Genomic DNA, 17,391 nt, shown 5'->3' with positions numbered 1-17,391 from the left:
ACGCAGGGAGAACGTAGGTGGCACGGATCGGCGACGGTGGCGACCTACTGAAGTGCTCCTTCTGTGGGAAGTCGCAGAAGCAGGTCAAGAAGCTCATCGCGGGCCCCGGGGTCTACATCTGCGACGAGTGCATCGACCTCTGCAACGAGATCATCGAAGAGGAGCTGGCCGAGACCGGCGAGGTGAAGTGGGAAGAGCTTCCCAAGCCGATGGAGATCTGCCAGTTCCTGGACAACTACGTCGTTGGCCAGGAGCAGGCGAAGAGAGCACTCTCCGTCGCGGTCTACAACCACTACAAGCGGATCCAGGCCGAGTCGAACGGCGCACCCGGTGGGGGCAGCGACGTCGAGGTGGCCAAGTCCAACATCATGCTGATCGGCCCGACCGGCTGCGGTAAGACGCACCTGGCTCAGACGCTGGCCCGCATGCTGAATGTGCCGTTCGCCATCGCGGACGCCACCGCGCTCACCGAGGCCGGCTACGTCGGCGAGGATGTCGAGAACATCCTGCTCAAGCTCATCCAGGCCGCTGACTACGACGTCAAGCGCGCCGAGCAGGGCATCATCTACATCGACGAGGTCGACAAGATCGCCCGCAAGAGCGAAAACCCGTCGATCACCCGGGACGTCTCCGGTGAGGGTGTCCAGCAGGCCCTTCTCAAGATCCTTGAGGGTACGGTGGCGAACGTTCCGCCGCAGGGCGGACGTAAGCACCCGCACCAGGAGTTCATCCAGATCGACACGACGAACGTCCTGTTCATCGTGGGCGGAGCGTTCGCCGGGCTGGATCGGATCATCGAGCAGCGTGTCGGGCAGAGTGGTGTGGGCTTCGGTGCCCGACTCCGGTCGATCTCCGAGCGCAACACCGACGACATCTTCGGCAAGGTCATGCCGGAGGACATGCTCAAGTTCGGTCTGATCCCCGAGTTCATCGGCCGTCTCCCGGTGATCACCACGGTCCGTAATCTCGATCGTGACGCGCTCATCAAGATCCTGACCGAGCCGCGGAACGCCTACGTGAAGCAGTACCAGCGTCTCTTCGAGCTCGACGGCGTGGAGCTGGAGTTCGATGAGGGCGCGCTGGAGGCGATCGCCGACCAGGCCATGCTCCGTGGCACCGGCGCCCGTGGCCTCCGGGCGATCATGGAGGAGGTGCTTCAGAACGTGATGTTCGAGGTGCCCAGCAACCCTGACGCCGCACGTGTCGTGATCACCCGCGAGGTCGTCGTGGAAAACGTGATCCCGACGATCGTCCCGCGCGAGTTCGTCGGCCGCCGCCGTCGTCCAGACCGCGAGGAGAAGTCCGCCTGACCGGCTTCCAGGTCTACGAGGGAAAGCCGGCCTGACCGGCTCTCTGGTTCGTCACGCTGCCGCTGCCCACACTCGGGCGGCGGCAGCGCTGTTTGCACAGTCAGAACCTCGGCCGCCCCTCAGCGCTGTCTCCGCCCCTCGGGACGGCGCTGAGATCCGGCTGTCGGGGTCTTCGGTTGGGTGGTGGCTGGGTTCTCAGGGCTGTTTCCGCTCGTCTGCGACAGCACTGAGAGCAGCTGTCGGGGTCTTCGGTTGGGTGGCGGCTGGGTTCTCAGAGCTGCTTCTGCCCCCTCCGGGACAGCACTGAGAGCCAGCCGGGTCTTTGGTCGGCACGGATTGTGGCGGGTGGCCGTACGCTCGATTCATGCGTGTCGCCGTCTGCCAGCTGAACTCACGGGAAGACCGTGCCCACAATCTCACCGTGGCTCGTGAGTTGCTCGAACGCGCCGCCGCCGGCGGCGCGGAGTTCGCGGTCCTGCCGGAGTATGTCGATTTCCTCGGTCGCTCCACCGACGCCCCGAAACCGGAGCCGGTCGACGGCGAGTTCGCCCGGTTCTTCGCGGCCGCGGCCCGGGAGCTCGGTCTCTGGGTCCACGCCGGTTCGTTCCACGAGACCGGGCCGGATGCCGACCGCACCTACAACACCACCCTGGTCTTCTCGCCCGACGGCGAGAGGGCGGCGACCTACCGCAAGATCCATCTGTACGACGTGGAGATCGCGGGACGGGTCTCGTATCAGGAGTCGCGCACCGTGGCGCCCGGCGAGACCACAGTCGTCGCCGAGGTCGGTGGCGTGCCAACCGGGCTGAGCATCTGTTACGACCTGCGGTTCCCGGAGCTGTACCGGCAGCTCGCGATCGCCGGCGCCCGGATCCTCGTGGTCCCCGCGGCGTTCATGCTGCACACCGGCCGCGACCACTGGGAGGTCCTGCTGCGCGCCCGGGCGATCGAGAACCAGTGCTACGTCCTTGCAGCGGGCCAGATCGGCGACCACGAGCCGGGCCGCACCTGCTTCGGCCGCAGCATGATCGTCGACCCGTGGGGAACAGTGATCGCCCAGGCCGCCGACACCACCGGGGTCACCTTCGCCGATCTGGACCTGGACCGCCTGGAGACGATCCGAACCGAGGTCCCGAGTCTCGCCAACCGCAGGCTGTAGACAGAGTCGAGGGCGCCGAGATCTCAGGTGTATCCGGCGTCACAAACTCCCGACGAGATAGCTGATCGCGGTCAGGGCGACCACCGCCACGCCCGCCAGGAGCAGGGCACCGCCCATCCGCGTGGGGCCGCGCATCAGCAGTCTCCGAGCCGACACCACGACTGTGACCAGCACAAGCAGCCCGATCGCCCACTGCCAGAGCGGGACGAGCAGGCCTAGGACCGCATCGGCCGCCAGAGTGGGAGAAGTGGCCATACCACCACTCTGTCATGGGTTGCCGCCGTCGTGTGTGGCGTCGCGGTGCTCTACAAGCACGTTCGTCGATTTGCGGTAGGCGGCATGGGTGCCGTAACTTTCTCTCTGCCCGCGGGAAACCGGCACGGAGCGCCACGAAAGTGACAATCCGGAAGGCGCCACGGGGGCGGTCGAGAGCGAGTTATGCTCAACCTCGACACCGGGTGGTGCAACAGAAGATCCAAGAAATTGGATTTGCGGTTGCGAAGCCGGCCGGGTAGAGTGGCTAAGCCAGCAGGGAGCCGGGCGGATAGATCGCGAAGCGATCGTAGGCCGGTTCTGCTAAGGCCACTTCCCGCATCGCGGGGAAACACTTGGGCGTTGTCAGCGAGGGTCAACTTCGTGCGGCGAAAACGACCGGGTACATTTGAGCGGTTGCCTCAAGAGCGAGTCCGATTAGGGCTCGGATCTTGATGTGCGGTTGTTCTTTGAGAACTCAACAGGGTGCTTGATAAGCCAGTGCCAATTATGGCAATACCCCGGCTTGTCGTTTAGGCGATAAGTGGGAGATTCCTTTGGCAACATTTTTGTTGCCGGGATGAGTTTTTCAACAGATTTTGTTGGAGAGTTTGATCCTGGCTCAGGACGAACGCTGGCGGCGTGCTTAACACATGCAAGTCGAGCGGAAAGGCCCTTCGGGGTACTCGAGCGGCGAACGGGTGAGTAACACGTGAGTAACCTGCCCTGGACTTTGGGATAACCCTCGGAAACGGGGGCTAATACCGAATACGACACTCTACCGCATGGTGTGGGTGTGGAAAGTTTTTTCGGTCTGGGATGGACTCGCGGCCTATCAGCTTGTTGGTGGGGTAATGGCCTACCAAGGCGACGACGGGTAGCCGGCCTGAGAGGGCGACCGGCCACACTGGGACTGAGACACGGCCCAGACTCCTACGGGAGGCAGCAGTGGGGAATATTGCACAATGGGCGGAAGCCTGATGCAGCGACGCCGCGTGAGGGATGACGGCCTTCGGGTTGTAAACCTCTTTCAGCAGGGACGAAGCGCAAGTGACGGTACCTGCAGAAGAAGCGCCGGCCAACTACGTGCCAGCAGCCGCGGTAAGACGTAGGGCGCGAGCGTTGTCCGGATTTATTGGGCGTAAAGAGCTCGTAGGCGGCTTGTCGCGTCGAATGTGAAATCTCAGGGCTCAACTCTGACATTGCATTCGATACGGGCAGGCTAGAGTTCGGTAGGGGAGACTGGAATTCCTGGTGTAGCGGTGAAATGCGCAGATATCAGGAGGAACACCGGTGGCGAAGGCGGGTCTCTGGGCCGATACTGACGCTGAGGAGCGAAAGCGTGGGGAGCGAACAGGATTAGATACCCTGGTAGTCCACGCTGTAAACGTTGGGCGCTAGGTGTGGGGACCCTCTCCGGGTTTCTGCGCCGCAGCTAACGCATTAAGCGCCCCGCCTGGGGAGTACGGCCGCAAGGCTAAAACTCAAAGGAATTGACGGGGGCCCGCACAAGCGGCGGAGCATGCGGATTAATTCGATGCAACGCGAAGAACCTTACCTGGGTTTGACATGCACGGAAATCTCACAGAGATGTGGGGTCCTTCGGGGTCGTGCACAGGTGGTGCATGGCTGTCGTCAGCTCGTGTCGTGAGATGTTGGGTTAAGTCCCGCAACGAGCGCAACCCTCGTTCGATGTTGCCAGCGCGTCATGGCGGGGACTCATCGAAGACTGCCGGGGTCAACTCGGAGGAAGGTGGGGATGACGTCAAGTCATCATGCCCCTTATGTCCAGGGCTTCACGCATGCTACAATGGCCGGTACAAAGGGCTGCGAGACCGTGAGGTTGAGCGAATCCCAAAAAGCCGGTCTCAGTTCGGATCGGGGTCTGCAACTCGACCCCGTGAAGTCGGAGTCGCTAGTAATCGCAGATCAGCAACGCTGCGGTGAATACGTTCCCGGGCCTTGTACACACCGCCCGTCACGTCACGAAAGTCGGCAACACCCGAAGCCGGTGGCCTAACCCGTAAGGGAGGGAGCCGTCGAAGGTGGGGCTGGCGATTGGGACGAAGTCGTAACAAGGTAGCCGTACCGGAAGGTGCGGCTGGATCACCTCCTTTCTAAGGAGCAACTCTTACCGAAAGGTAAGCAGTAGCCCGCGGTCGACGAATGCTCGACCGGGGTGCTCATAGGCGGAGACACTGGCTAGTTCGGACCGGCAACGGCCGGCTTCTTAGTACAGCCTTCGGGCGTGGAACAGAGCTGGTGCGGCTGGCGAGAGCGTCAAAGAAAAGCACCCTGTTGGGTATCTGAAAGAACAACCCGCGTAGGTCGGCTGAGTGCCGGTGCCCGTGAGGGTGGTTGTTTTTCAATGCCAGGCACAGCCTGGCAGCCCATACCGGCCGCTGTGAGTGGTGCTGGTGAGCTGCTGGATCGGGTTGTGGGTTGGTCGTTGGTTGAGAATTGCACAGTGGACGCGAGCATCTTGTTTTCTGTGGTTAAGTTGTCAAGGGCGAACGGTGGATGCCTTGGCACCAGGAGCCGATGAAGGACGTGGGAGGCCGCGATAGGCCTGGGGGAGCTGCCAACCTAGCTGTGATCCCAGGGTGTCCGAATGGGGAAACCTGGCACGAGTCATGTCGTGTCATCCATGCCTGAATTCATAGGGCATGTGAGGGGAACGCGGGGAAGTGAAACATCTCAGTACCCGTAGGAAGAGAAAACAACCGTGATTCCGTGAGTAGTGGCGAGCGAAAGCGGATGTAGCCTAAACCAGATATGTGTGATAGCTGTCAGGCGTTGCATATCCGGGGTTGTGGGACCTACTTGATTGTTCTGACAGGCAGTCGAAGAGTTACAAAGTCATAGGTTAGTTGAACGGTGTGGGAAAGCCGGCCGTAGAGGGTGAGAGCCCCGTAAGCGAAAATCTATGACCTCTTTGTGGTGTTCCCGAGTAGCAGCGGACTCCTAGAATCTGCTGTGAATCTGCCAGGACCACCTGGTAAGGCTGAATACTTCCTGGTGACCGATAGCGGACTAGTACCGTGAGGGAATGGTGAAAAGTACCCCGGGAGGGGAGTGAAATAGTACCTGAAACCGTTCGCCTACAATCCGTCAGAGCCTTTAGGGGTGATGGCGTGCCTTTTGAAGAATGAGCCTGCGAGTTAGTGGCATGTGGCGAGGTTAACCCGTGTGGGGAAGCCGTAGCGAAAGCGAGTCTGAATAGGGCGTTTTCAGTCGCATGCTCTAGACCCGAAGCGGGGTGATCTAGCCATGGGCAGGTTGAAGCGTGGGTAAGACTGCGTGGAGGACCGAACCCACCAACGTTGAAAAGTTGGGGGATGACCTGTGGTTAGGGGTGAAAGGCCAATCAAACTCCGTGATAGCTGGTTCTCCCCGAAATGCATTTAGGTGCAGCGTCGCGTGTTTCTTGCCGGAGGTAGAGCACTGGATGGTCTAGGGGGCCCACAAGCTTACTGAAATCAGCCAAACTCCGAATGCCGGTAAGTGAGAGCGCGGCAGTGAGACTGCGGGGGATAAGCTTCGTAGTCGAGAGGGAAACAGCCCAGATCGCCAGCTAAGGCCCCTAAGCGTGTGCTAAGTGGAAAAGGATGTGGGATCGCATGGACAACCAGGAGGTTGGCTTAGAAGCAGCCACCCTTTAAAGAGTGCGTAATAGCTCACTGGTCAAGTGGTTCCGCGCCGACAATGTAGCGGGGCTCAAGCACACCGCCGAAGCTGTGGCATTCACACATTAACTCCGCGACGCCCTTGAGGTTGTCGTGCAGGTGTGTGGATGGGTAGGGGAGCGTCGTATGGCGGGTGAAGCGGCGGAGTGATCCAGCCGTGGACGCCATACGAGTGAGAATGCAGGCATGAGTAGCGAATGAAGGGTGAGAACCCCTTCCGCCGGATGACCAAGGGTTCCAGGGCCAGGCTAATCCGCCCTGGGTGAGTCGGGGCCTAAGGCGAGGCCGAGAGGCGTAGTCGATGGATAACGGGTTGATATTCCCGTACCCGCAAAGAAGCGCCCAAGACGAACCCATCTGTACTAACTACGCAAAGCCGGCGAGGACTTCGGTCTGAGTCGGTGGAGTCTAGGACCTTGGGTGGTAGTAGTTTAGCGATGGGGTGACGCAGGAAGGTAGATGATCCCGGCCGGTGGTTGTGCCGGGGTAAGCGTGTAGGCCGTACCGTAGGCAAATCCGCGGTGCATGTAGGCTGAGACGTGATGCCGAGCCGTTCTGGTGAAGTCATTGATCCTATGCTGCCGAGAAAAGCCTCTAGCGATGTTTCGAGCGGCCCGTACCCGAAACCGACACAGGTGGTCAGGTAGAGAATACCGAGGCGACGGGTGAACTGTGGTTAAGGAACTCGGCAAATTGCCCCCGTAACTTAGGGAGAAGGGGGGCCGGACGCGTGAAGCCCCTTGCGGGTGGAGCGTGGTATGGCCGCAGAGAGCAGGGGGAAGCGACTGTTTACTAAAAACACAGGTCCATGCCAAGTCGTAAGACGATGTATATGGACTGACGCCTGCCCGGTGCTGGAACGTTAAGGGGACCTGTTAGCTCTTCGGGGCGAAGCGGAGAACTTAAGCGCCAGTAAACGGCGGTGGTAACTATAACCATCCTAAGGTAGCGAAATTCCTTGTCGGGTAAGTTCCGACCTGCACGAATGGCGTAACGACTTCCCCACTGTCTCAACCACAGGCCCGGCGAAATTGCAGTACGAGTAAAGATGCTCGTTACGCGCGGCAGGACGGAAAGACCCCGGGACCTTTACTATAGCTTGACATTGGTATCCGAATTTAATTGTGTAGGATAGGTGGGAGCCGGTGAAGCTCGGACGCCAGTTCGGGTGGAGGCATTGTTGAAATACCACTCTGTTGGGTTTGGGTATCTAACTTGCGGCCCTGATCGGGTCGAGGGACAGTGTCTGGTGGGTAGTTTAACTGGGGCGGTTGCCTCCTAAAGGGTAACGGAGGCGCCCAAAGGTTCCCTCAGCCTGGTTGGCAATCAGGTGTTGAGTGTAAGTGCACAAGGGAGCTTGACTGTGAGACTGACGGGTCGAGCAGGGACGAAAGTCGGGACTAGTGATCCGGCACTTGCGTGTGGAAGCGGTGTCGCTCAACGGATAAAAGGTACCCCGGGGATAACAGGCTGATCTTCCCCAAGAGTCCATATCGACGGGATGGTTTGGCACCTCGATGTCGGCTCGTCGCATCCTGGGGCTGTAGCAGGTCCCAAGGGTTGGGCTGTTCGCCCATTAAAGCGGTACGCGAGCTGGGTTTAGAACGTCGTGAGACAGTTCGGTCCCTATCCGCCGTGCGCGTTGGATACTTGAGAAGGGCTGTCCCTAGTACGAGAGGACCGGGACGGACGAACCTCTGGTGTGCCAGTTGTTCCGCCAGGAGCATGGCTGGTTGGCTACGTTCGGAAGGGATAACCGCTGAAAGCATCTAAGCGGGAAGCTCGCTTCGAGATGAGGTATCCCACCACCTTGAGTGGGTAAGGCTCCCAATAGACTATTGGGTTGATAGGCCGGAGATGTAAGCACGGTAACGTGTTGAGTTGACCGGTACTAATAGGCCGAGGGCTTAACCACCCTATACATTGCGCTTGCGTCCACTGTGTGATTCACAGCAAACGAACGACCACCCTGCACATGCAGGTTGCTGGTTGTACGTGAAGCTGATGGCTGTTTCGGTGGTCATAGCGGAGGGGAAACGCCCGGTTACATTCCGAACCCGGTAGCTAAGCCCTCCAGCGCCGATGGTACTGCACTCGGGAGGGTGTGGGAGAGTAGGACGCCGCCGGACTCATCGTATGGAAAGGCCCACCCGGAAACGGGTGGGCCTTTCTGTGTTTCCGCGACTGTGTGGAGAAGAGCGGTCGCGGCGCAGCCGGGGGCTGGGTGGTCTGCGGTTGTGGGAGTCGTGGCACGTATCGAATCAGCGGGTTTGAATTGCGCTTCTCAATTCGCGCATCAGGGGGGCCGCTTCGGATTCGCTGCGGCTCGGGAACAGGGCCAGGGCGATGCTTCCGTGGTCGGCCCAGCCGCAGACCGTCATGTCGCCGTCCGTCGACTTCGAGACTCCGCATTTCATGACGCCGCCTAAATCGCCGGCGTCGACCTCTTTCAGGTCGGAGATCGCGCCCTTGTCGTCGCTCACCAGATCGAATGACGTGTCCAGGTCGCTTTCCGGGGACCACAGCAGAGTGGTGCCGCCGAAGAACAGCACCGAGCGTTCGTCGGAGCTGTTGTAGACGGCGCCGACCGCCTTGGTGAGGGCGATCTCGGCGGACAGGGCGCTCTGCAGATAGTCCGCGGTGGAGGTGGCCTGCTCGCTGTCGTCGAGCGTGAGGGCACCGATCTTCGAAGGCGTGGACAGAGTGGTCTGGCGCTGCGAATTGACCTGCCAGCCGAACCATGCGAGCGCCGATGCGCCGGCCAGCGACACCAGCAGCAGACTGGCCAGCACCACGGTGCGAGCGGTGTGCGGCTTCGCCGGACTGTCCGCCTCCTCCTCGTCCTGGCCGGTGAGGCTGAACGCAGTGTCACCGTCGTCGGTTGCGCTGAGTTCGAGCGGAACGTCACCGTCGGTTGCTGACGGTGAGAGAGGAGCCGGGTCACCGTCGGTTGCTGACGGTGCGTGGGGAGCCGGGTCGGGGAAGTCCTCTTCGGGTGATGCGGAAGAGGGTGTCTGCTGGCCGCGATCCGACATCAGGCGAGCCTATCTCGCCGTCGCGAGCCCGGTGGCGCGGTGCGGGCGGCGATTCGTGGCAGGCCGGGCGAAACGACCGGTGGAGCGGGCGGACAGGGGGTGGGCATCGTTCGGAGGAGGTGCGAATTCGTCGCGGTCGGCGGGGCTCCGTAGACTTGTCGGGTGACCGATGCGACCGAAACCCGTACCCCCGACAGCCGGCCCACCGGTGGACTCTCCGCTCAGTACCAGCCGGGCGAGGTAGAGCAGCGGCGGTACGAGCGTTGGGTATCGGAGGGCTACTTCACCGCAGACCCGAAGAGTGACAAGCCGCCCTTCACGATCGTGATCCCGCCACCGAACGTGACCGGGTCCCTGCACGTGGGCCACGCCCTCGACCACACCATCCAGGACACCCTGGTCCGTCTCAAGCGGATGCAGGGCTTCGAGGTGCTGTGGCTGCCCGGCATGGACCACGCCGGCATCGCCACCCAGAACGTGGTGGAGCGGCAGCTCGCCGCCCAGCAGCTGTCCCGGCACGACCTGGGCCGCGAGGCGTTCGTCGAGCGGGTCTGGGAGTGGAAGGCCGAGTCCGGTGGCGCGATCCTGGGCCAGATGAAGCGGCTCGGCGATTCCGTCGACTGGTCCCGTGAGCGGTTCACCATGGACGAGGGCCTGTCCCGGGCCGTGCAGACGATCTTCAAGCGGATGTACGACGACGGGCTGATCTACCGGGCCAACCGGATCATCAACTGGTGCCCGCGCTGTCTGACCGCGCTCAGCGACATCGAGGTGGAGCACAGCGACGATGAGGGCGAGCTGGTCTCGATCCGCTACGGCGAGGGGGAGAACTCGATCGTCGTCGCCACCACGCGGGCCGAGACGATGCTCGGTGACACCGCGGTGGCCGTGCACCCCGACGACGAGCGGTACAAGCACCTGGTCGGCACCGAGGTGGAGCTGCCGCTGACCGGCCGGCGGATCCCGATCGTGGCCGACGAGCACGTCGACCCGTCCTTCGGGACCGGCGCCGTCAAGGTGACACCCGCCCACGACCCCAACGACTTCGAGATCGGCCAGCGGCACAACCTGCCCAGCCCGGCGATCATGGACGAGCGGGCGATCATCACCGTACCCGGGCCGTTCGAAGGTCTCGATCGTTATGAGGCGCGTCCGGCGATCGTCGCCGCGCTGCGGGAGCAGGGTCGGATCGTCGCCGAGAAGCGGCCCTACCTGCACTCGGTGGGGCACTGCTCGCGGTGCAAGACCACGGTCGAGCCGCGGCTGTCGCTGCAGTGGTTCGTCAGCACCGGCCCCCTCGCGAAGGCGGCCGGTGACGCGGTGCGCGACGGCCGGGTCAAGATCGAGCCGGCCGAGCTGTCCAAGCGCTACTTCGCGTGGGTCGACAACATGCATGACTGGTGCATCTCGCGCCAGCTGTGGTGGGGTCACCGGATCCCGGTGTGGTATGGGCCGGAGGGCCAGATCGTCTGCGTCGGGCCGGACGAGCAGCCGCCGTCGGGTGAGGGCTGGACGCAGGACGAGGACGTCCTCGACACCTGGTTCTCGTCGGGCCTGTGGCCGTTCTCCACGCTGGGCTGGCCGGAGCAGACCGCCGACCTGGAGAAGTTCTACCCGACCAGTGTGCTGGTCACCGGCTACGACATCCTGTTCTTCTGGGTCGCCCGGATGATGATGTTCGGGCTGTACGCGATGGACGGCAAGCAGCCGTTCGACGTGGTCAACCTGCACGGCATGGTCCGCGACCAGTTCGGCAAGAAGATGTCGAAGTCGTTCGGCAACGTCGTCGACCCCCTCGACTGGATCGAGCGGTACGGCGCCGACGCCACCCGCTTCACGCTGGCCCGCGGCGCCAACCCCGGCTCTGACGTGCCGATCAGCGAGGAGTGGTGCCAGGGCTCCCGCAACTTCTGCAACAAGCTGTGGAACGCTACCCGGTTCGCCCTGATGAACGGCGCCACCGTCGACGGGCCGCTGCCGGCGCCGTCGGAGCTCTCCGCGATCGACAGGTGGGTTCTCTCCCGCCTGCAGCACGTGACCGCCGAGGTCGACGGCTACTTCGCCGCCTACGAGTACGCGAAGGTCTGTGACGCGCTGTACCACTTCGCGTGGGACGACGTGTGCGACTGGTACCTGGAGCTGAGTAAGCCGGTGCTGGCCTCCGAGACCCCGGAGGCGGCGCGGAGCCGGCGGGTCCTCGGGCACGTGCTCGACCAGCTGCTGCGCCTGCTGCACCCGGTCGTCCCGTTCGTCACCGAGGAGCTCTGGATCGCGCTCACCGGCGGCGAGACGGTGATGACCGCGGCGTGGCCCACCGTCGACCAGGAGCTGATCGACGACGCCGCCGAGGAGGAGCTGGCCGCCCTGCAGAAGGTGGTCACCGAGGTCCGGCGGTTCCGGTCCGACCAGGGTCTCAAGCCGAGCCAGCGGGTCACCGCCGCGCTGACCGGCCTGGGCAACGTCGGCATCGACACGCACGAGCCGCTGATCCGTTCGCTGGCCCGGCTCGACGCCCCGGGCGCCGACTTCGCCACCACCGCGACCCTTGCGGTGACCGGCGGCATCACCGTCGACCTGGACACGCGTGGCGCCATCGACGTGGCCGCCGAGCGGGCCCGTCTGGAGAAGGACCGGGCCGCCGCCGAGAAGGAGGCCACCCAGTGCCGGGCCAAGCTCGGCAACGAGGCGTTCGTCGGCAAGGCACCGGAAGCCGTGGTCGCGAAGATCAAGGACCGGCTGGCCGCCGCCGAAGCCGATCTGGTCCGGATCGCGGCCGCCCTCGAGGCGTTGCCGAGCGCATGAGTACCGAATACGACGAGGTCGAGGCCGCGCTGAACAAGCGCGGCTTCACCCGCATGGTCTTCGACATGCAGAAGATCCGGGATCTGGTGGACGTGCTGGGCAGCCCGCAGCGGGCCTACCCGGCGATCCACCTGACCGGCACCAACGGCAAGACCAGCACGGCCCGGATGATCGACGCGCTGCTGCAGGCACACGGGCTGCACACCGGCCGCTACACCAGCCCGCACCTGGAGTCGGTTCGCGAGCGGATCAGCCTGGACGGTGAGCCGGTGTCCGAGGAGCGGTTCGTCGCCACGTACCACGATGTGGCGCCGGTGGCCGAGCTGATCGATGCGCGCAACACGGAGCCGCTGACCTACTTCGACATGACGACCGCCATGGCGTACGCGGCGTTCGCCGACGCCCCGGTCGACATCGCGGTCGTCGAGGTCGGACTCGGCGGTGAAGAGGACGCCACGAACGTCATCGAAGCCGGAGTCTGCGTGCTCACCCCGATCGGACTCGACCACACCGAGTGGCTGGGCGACACGATCGAGGACATCGCCTGGCACAAGGTCGGCATCATCCACCACGGTGCCACCGTGGTCACCGCGCTGCAGACCGAGGAGGCCATGCGGCCCATCCTGGAACGCTGCGCGGACATGGGGGCCACCCTCGCCCGGGAGGGCAGCGAGTTCGGCGTCATCGAGCGCCACCAGGCGGTCGGCGGTCAGCTGCTCAGCCTCCAGGGGCTCGGCGGGGTGTACCACGAGATCTTCCTGCCGCTCTTCGGAGCGCACCAGGCGCAGAACGCCGCGATGGCGCTCGCCGCGGTCGAGGCGTTCCTCGGTGCCGGGCCGGGCAAGCAGCTCGAAGCCGACCTGGTCCGGGAGGGGTTCGCCCGGGTCGACTCGCCCGGCCGGCTGGAACGCGTCCGCAGCGCGCCGACCATCCTGCTCGACGGCGCGCACAACCCCCACGGCATGGCCGCCACGGTCGCCGCGCTGGAGGAGGAGTTCACCTTCCGGCACCTGGTCGCGGTGCTGTCGGTGCTCGGTGACAAGGACGTGACCGGGCTCCTCGAACTGCTCGAACCCGTCGTCGCCCGGCTCGTGGTCACCCAGAACAGTTCACCGCGCGCCCTGCCCGCGGTGGAACTCGGCCGGCTCGCGATCGAGGTGTTCGGTGAGGACCGGGTCACCGTCGCGTCGGACATGCCCGACGCCATCGAGGAAGCCGTCGTCCAGGCCGAGGAGGACGCGTCAGGCGAGCTCAGCGGCGTCGGTGTGCTCATCACCGGCTCGGTGGTGACCGTCGCCGACGCACGGAAGCTGCTGAAGCGATGACCGGTCCGGAAGACGACGCGACGCCGTCCGAAGGCGTTCCGGTTGCCGCGCCTCGGCCTTCCGGCCTCAAGAATCCGCAGGCGGCGGTACGGGGACTCGGCGCCGGAACATTGGCGCTGGAAGTGATCGTGCTGCTCCTCACGATCGCGCCGCTGGCCGTGATCGCGGGAGACCGCAAAGGGCCGGCGATCATCGCGGTGCTCGTGGCCACGGTGCTGGCGATCGTGCTGGCCGGGTCGATGAAACGGGACTGGGCGTGGACCGGCGGGGCCGTCCTTCAGGGGCTGCTGCTGGCCGGTGGATTCCTGCACTGGACACTCGCGGCGGTCGGGGTGATCTTCGGGCTCACCTGGGCGTACGCCATGCATGTCCGACGAACGATCCTCGGGAAGTGAAAAGGCGGCCGGTTTCCCGGCCGCCTTTTTTCATCGAATCGCCCGCCATTGTGTTATCGCGATGTTGTGGTTGTCCGGGTCGCGGAACGTCGCCGACCACAGTTCCAGCTTGTCGCCGCGATTCACCGGACGCGGGGAGTGGATGAACTTGACACCCTTCTCCCGCAACTCGGAGTGGACCGCCTCGATGTCGCCGACCTCCAGATTGAGGTAGATCAGGCGGCCTGCCTCGGACGTCAGGTTGTGCACGGTCCGCAGTACCAGCCGGGTGTCTCCGGAGGCCAACACCGCACTGCCGTCGCCGTTGTCGATCTCGTGGAAGCCGAGGACGTCCCGGTAGAACTCGGTCGACCGATCCAGGTCGGTGACCAGCACCGTGATGCCGACCCCGTGGATCGAACCGGCAGGCCGCGCGCTCGGGTAACCGGTGATCACGTCACCGGCGTGCTCGTCGGGGCGGCCGTTGAAGTCGCCCCACGGCCCGGACCGCTTCTCGGTGGCCGGTTCCTGCTCCGGTGCCGGTCCGTCGTCCTTCGGTGCCGAGGCGTCGTCCTTTGGTGCCGGGAAGGCGTCTGGGGAGACCGCTGCCCGGCCCACCGCCACCCCGAGGATGCCGTCACGTAGCGCTGACGGGCGTGGCGTCTCCTCGACCGGAGGCGCCACGATGCCGTCCGCGCGGGCGGCGGCCGTCTGTGGGGCGGTCTCCGGAGCCGGTTCCGGGTTCGTGTCGATCGGCAGGTTGTGACCGCGCAACGGGAAGTTGTCGAGCGGGATGTCGATCTGGTCGATACGGGGTCGCGGGTCCGTGGCGCGCGGGGTGGCCGGTGCCGGGGCGCTCGGGAACGGGCGATCCGGCTCGGGTGCGGTCGGCGGCGGCGCGACCGGGGACGGAGTCGAGTTCGCCGAGGCCGGGGTGGGCTCGGGGCGTGGCTGTGCCGGGTAGGGCTGGGTGCGGGCCTGCTCGGCGTCCTCCGTCACGAACTCCTCGGTGTCCTCGCCGGGCTGGGCGAAGAAACGGGTCCGGCTGCCCAGCGGGCGGGTCTCGACGTCCGGCGGGACATTCGAGGCCGGTGCCCGGCGCGGCTCGTCATCGGCGGTCCGGGCCGGTGCGGGCTGCGCCCACGCCGATCCGGTCGGCGTCGGCTCGGGCCTTGCGGTCGGTTGCGGGGTCGGCGGAGCCGGGCGGCTCGGGGCGGCCCAGCGTTCGTCCGCGGAGGCCGGTGAGCGGGGTGCCGGGGCCGGTGAGGGCGGTGGTGCGGGCTGAGCGGTCGGGGTTGACGGGCGGGCCCAGGCATTTTGTTCCCGGGTGGCGGTCGGGCGGGTCGCCCAGGCAGGCGGTGGTGGCGGGGCTTCGGCATGGGTGGGACGCGCCACCGGCGGGGGCGGCGGTGTGGGCGCGTCGGACCGGCGTGCCACGGGAGACGGCGGCGGGGTCAGCCCAGGACCGTAACCGCTGCCCCGTGTCGACCGGCCGGCCGGCGACACCGGATCGATCGGGTCGGTGGTGCGGCCCGCGGAAGAGAGCGGCCCACTGGTACGCCCGGCGGGTGAGATCGGGTCGGTGGGGCGCCCGGCGGGTGAGATCGGGTCGGTGGGGCGGCCGGCGGGGGAGACCGGGGTAGCCGGGCTGGTGGGGCGCGCCTCGGGGTGGCCGGTTGCGCGGCTCGTGGAGGTGACCGGGTCGGCTGGTGCCTCGGCGCGGGCTGCGGTGTCCGGCTGGGCGGGGGCTGCGGTGTCCGGCTGGGCGGGGGCCTCGGCCTGGAGGTCGGGAGCGGGCTCCGAGGTGTCCGCCGCGGGACCGGAGCGGGCCGTGCGGTCGGTGGGCTCCCGGAGGCGGCCGTGAGTGCCCTGCGTGGGGATTCCCGTGGTCGCGGTGGGTGGGCCGTCCAGGTCGATGTCGATGTCGTCGGTGGCCGGGGTCGGGTGGGACTCGGTGGACGTTCGCTGGGCCGGGGGCACCGTGCCGGCCGTCTGGGTGGCGGTGGTCGTGGTTGCGGTCGGGGCGGCTTCGGCCGTACCGAATGGGGAGTCTTTTTCGACTGTCGCGGTGGTTGAGGCGCTTCGCGGGCGTGGGCTGGGGCGGGTGCCCGGCGCGCGGCCGGAGGCCGGGCCGGGCCGGGGGCCGGAAGCCGGTGGGTCGCCCTGGGGCGCGGAGACGAAGGCGGACGCGGGTGACGCCGCGGTCGGGGTCTGCGGGGTAGCCGTATCGAACGAGCCCGCGTCGGAGGAGACCGTGCGTGCGGAGCCGCCCTCAGCGGAGACCGTGCGTGCGGAGCCACCCTCGGGCGAGGCCGGGCGAGCGGAATCCGTGCCGGAGGGCGCCGAGTGGAATGCGGCCGAGGCGGCGCTCGTGGACGCGGGTGCCGGCCCGGACCGACCCAGGCCGGGGTCGGGATCGAGGTCGGGCGCCGGATCCAGATCGGGCTCCGGATCGAGGTCGGGAGTGGGATCCGGATCGGGCGCCGGATCGCGGTCGGGCGCCAGGTCGCGGTCAGGCTCCGGATCGAGGTCGGGCGTGGGATCGCGGTCGGCGGCGGCCGGGCCGGCGTCGGGGGAACGCCAGGGCGGCTCCGGATCGGACCAGTCGGCCTCGTCCTCCGGGTCGGTCGCCGCCCGGAGCGGCTCCTCGGTGGTCTCGGTGGCGTACGCGGCCGTCTCCGGCTGCAGCGGGCGGGCCCGCCGGGGCAGCGGCGACGGCTCCTCGTCGGTGTCGACGACCTGGCCCTCGACGATGGTCCCGGCGGCGGTCTCGCGGACCACCACGGGCGTGCCGGTGCGCCGGGCGTAGGTCGTGGTGCCCCGCGGGCCGGACGACGGCCCGGGCCCGTCCGAGTCGACGTCCCAGTCCTCGTCACGGCCCTGCCACGGCTCGTCGACGGTGCCGAATACCTCGTCGTCGAGGTCGTCGGCGTCGTTACGGCCGGCCGGCTGCGGTGGTGGCGGCGGATCGTCGCCCTCGACCCGGTTGGGGGCGTCACGCCAGCTCACCCGCACCCGACGGGTGTCGTCGACGTCGACGGTGATGGGCACGGTGTCGCCGGGCAGCGGCCATTTCTCGACCGGGATGCGCGGCTCGCGGACCGTGCTCTCGAACGCGCCGAGCCCGGGGGCGACCACGACCAGCTGGATCGTGGCGCGGCCGTAGGCGCCGGCGACCGGGGGTGCCGTGATCGAGCGGACCTCGGCGGAGCCGGCCACGGTGGCGCGCCCGCCCCGACGCGGTGCCGGCATGAAGGCCACCGCTACGGCTATGGCCAGGACCGCCACCCCGAAGAACGCGACCGGTGAACTGGACATGCCGAGACCGAGCGCGATCACGAAGGCCGCAATCGTGCCGATGATCCACGCCACCAGCTTGCGCGCCGGGGCGATGGGTCGGCCGGTCTGGTTTGCCACTGTGGACCTCCCGGTAGTTCCCGTCAGGTTA

Annotated in this window: 8 protein-coding genes and 3 rRNA genes; 8 read left to right on the top strand and 3 right to left on the bottom strand. The window is 65.9% G+C overall.

The features are described 5' to 3' along the window. Positions 1-17 precede the first annotated feature (17 nt). Together clpX and Q0Z83_RS37850 are read left to right on the top strand one after the other, a co-directional pair. Positions 18-1,310, top strand: coding sequence for an ATP-dependent Clp protease ATP-binding subunit ClpX (gene clpX, locus Q0Z83_RS37855; RefSeq protein WP_109595800.1), 1,293 nt, complete (start codon positions 18-20; stop codon positions 1,308-1,310). Between the two features lie 364 nt (positions 1,311-1,674). Then, the gene (locus Q0Z83_RS37850) at positions 1,675-2,469 is read left to right on the top strand and encodes a carbon-nitrogen hydrolase family protein (RefSeq protein ID WP_317788128.1); all 795 of its coding nucleotides are present in this window, start codon (positions 1,675-1,677) and stop codon (positions 2,467-2,469) included. Between the two features lie 39 nt (positions 2,470-2,508). Here the strand turns inward: Q0Z83_RS37850 and Q0Z83_RS37845 are convergent, their stop codons facing one another. Beyond that, positions 2,509-2,724, bottom strand: coding sequence for a hypothetical protein (locus tag Q0Z83_RS37845; protein WP_317788126.1), 216 nt, complete (start codon positions 2,722-2,724; stop codon positions 2,509-2,511). A gap of 596 nt (positions 2,725-3,320) precedes the next feature. On the opposite strand from Q0Z83_RS37845, the gene Q0Z83_RS37840 reads away from it, so the two are divergent. The 3 genes from Q0Z83_RS37840 to rrf all read left to right on the top strand — a co-directional run bounded on the left by Q0Z83_RS37840 (position 3,321) and on the right by rrf (position 8,536). Then, a 16S ribosomal RNA gene (locus Q0Z83_RS37840) occupies positions 3,321-4,838 on the top strand. Positions 4,839-5,214: 376 nt separating this feature from the next. Beyond that, positions 5,215-8,322, top strand: a 23S ribosomal RNA gene (locus tag Q0Z83_RS37835). A gap of 97 nt (positions 8,323-8,419) precedes the next feature. Next, positions 8,420-8,536 (top strand): 5S ribosomal RNA (gene rrf, locus Q0Z83_RS37830). Together the 16S, 23S and 5S rRNA genes form the textbook arrangement of a ribosomal RNA operon. 132 nt (positions 8,537-8,668) lie before the next feature. Here the strand turns inward: rrf and Q0Z83_RS37825 are convergent. Continuing rightward, on the bottom strand, positions 8,669-9,202 hold the full coding sequence (locus Q0Z83_RS37825; protein ID WP_317788125.1) for a hypothetical protein: 534 nt from the start codon (positions 9,200-9,202) through the stop codon (positions 8,669-8,671). 402 nt (positions 9,203-9,604) lie between these two features. On the opposite strand from Q0Z83_RS37825, the gene Q0Z83_RS37820 reads away from it, so the two are divergent. The 3 genes from Q0Z83_RS37820 to Q0Z83_RS37810 are packed head-to-tail and all read left to right on the top strand — an operon-like array spanning position 9,605 to position 13,964. Next, positions 9,605-12,244 (top strand): valine--tRNA ligase, encoded by a 2,640-nt coding sequence (locus Q0Z83_RS37820; RefSeq protein WP_317788124.1) that lies wholly within the window; start codon positions 9,605-9,607, stop codon positions 12,242-12,244. Continuing rightward, a complete protein-coding gene (locus Q0Z83_RS37815) occupies positions 12,241-13,569 on the top strand; it encodes a bifunctional folylpolyglutamate synthase/dihydrofolate synthase (protein ID WP_317788123.1) in 1,329 nt (442 codons plus the stop codon). Before Q0Z83_RS37820 ends, Q0Z83_RS37815 begins: the two co-directional genes overlap by 4 nt. Continuing rightward, positions 13,566-13,964 (top strand): DUF4233 domain-containing protein, encoded by a 399-nt coding sequence (locus Q0Z83_RS37810; RefSeq protein WP_317788122.1) that lies wholly within the window; start codon positions 13,566-13,568, stop codon positions 13,962-13,964. The genes Q0Z83_RS37815 and Q0Z83_RS37810 overlap by 4 nt, the downstream gene beginning before the upstream one ends. Positions 13,965-13,994: 30 nt before the next feature. Here the strand turns inward: Q0Z83_RS37810 and Q0Z83_RS37805 are convergent, their stop codons facing one another. After that, complete coding sequence (locus tag Q0Z83_RS37805; RefSeq protein WP_317788121.1) at positions 13,995-17,360, bottom strand: VOC family protein; 3,366 nt, start codon at positions 17,358-17,360, stop codon at positions 13,995-13,997. Positions 17,361-17,391 lie beyond the last annotated feature (31 nt).

Origin of the sequence: Actinoplanes sichuanensis (assembly GCF_033097365.1) — a bacterium.
GTDB lineage: Bacteria > Actinomycetota > Actinomycetes > Mycobacteriales > Micromonosporaceae > Actinoplanes > Actinoplanes sichuanensis.
Note: the sequence above shows the minus strand (reverse complement) of the source record. Positions and strands in the feature narration are given on the sequence as shown.

Coding starts and splice junctions, on each gene's coding strand:
- Q0Z83_RS37850 (WP_317788128.1), top strand. CDS start 1,675: ATGCGTGTCGCCGTCTGCCAGCTGAACTCACGGGAAGACCGTGCCCAC.
- Q0Z83_RS37845 (WP_317788126.1), bottom strand. CDS start 2,724: ATGGCCACTTCTCCCACTCTGGCGGCCGATGCGGTCCTAGGCCTGCTC.
- Q0Z83_RS37815 (WP_317788123.1), top strand. CDS start 12,241: ATGAGTACCGAATACGACGAGGTCGAGGCCGCGCTGAACAAGCGCGGC.
- Q0Z83_RS37810 (WP_317788122.1), top strand. CDS start 13,566: ATGACCGGTCCGGAAGACGACGCGACGCCGTCCGAAGGCGTTCCGGTT.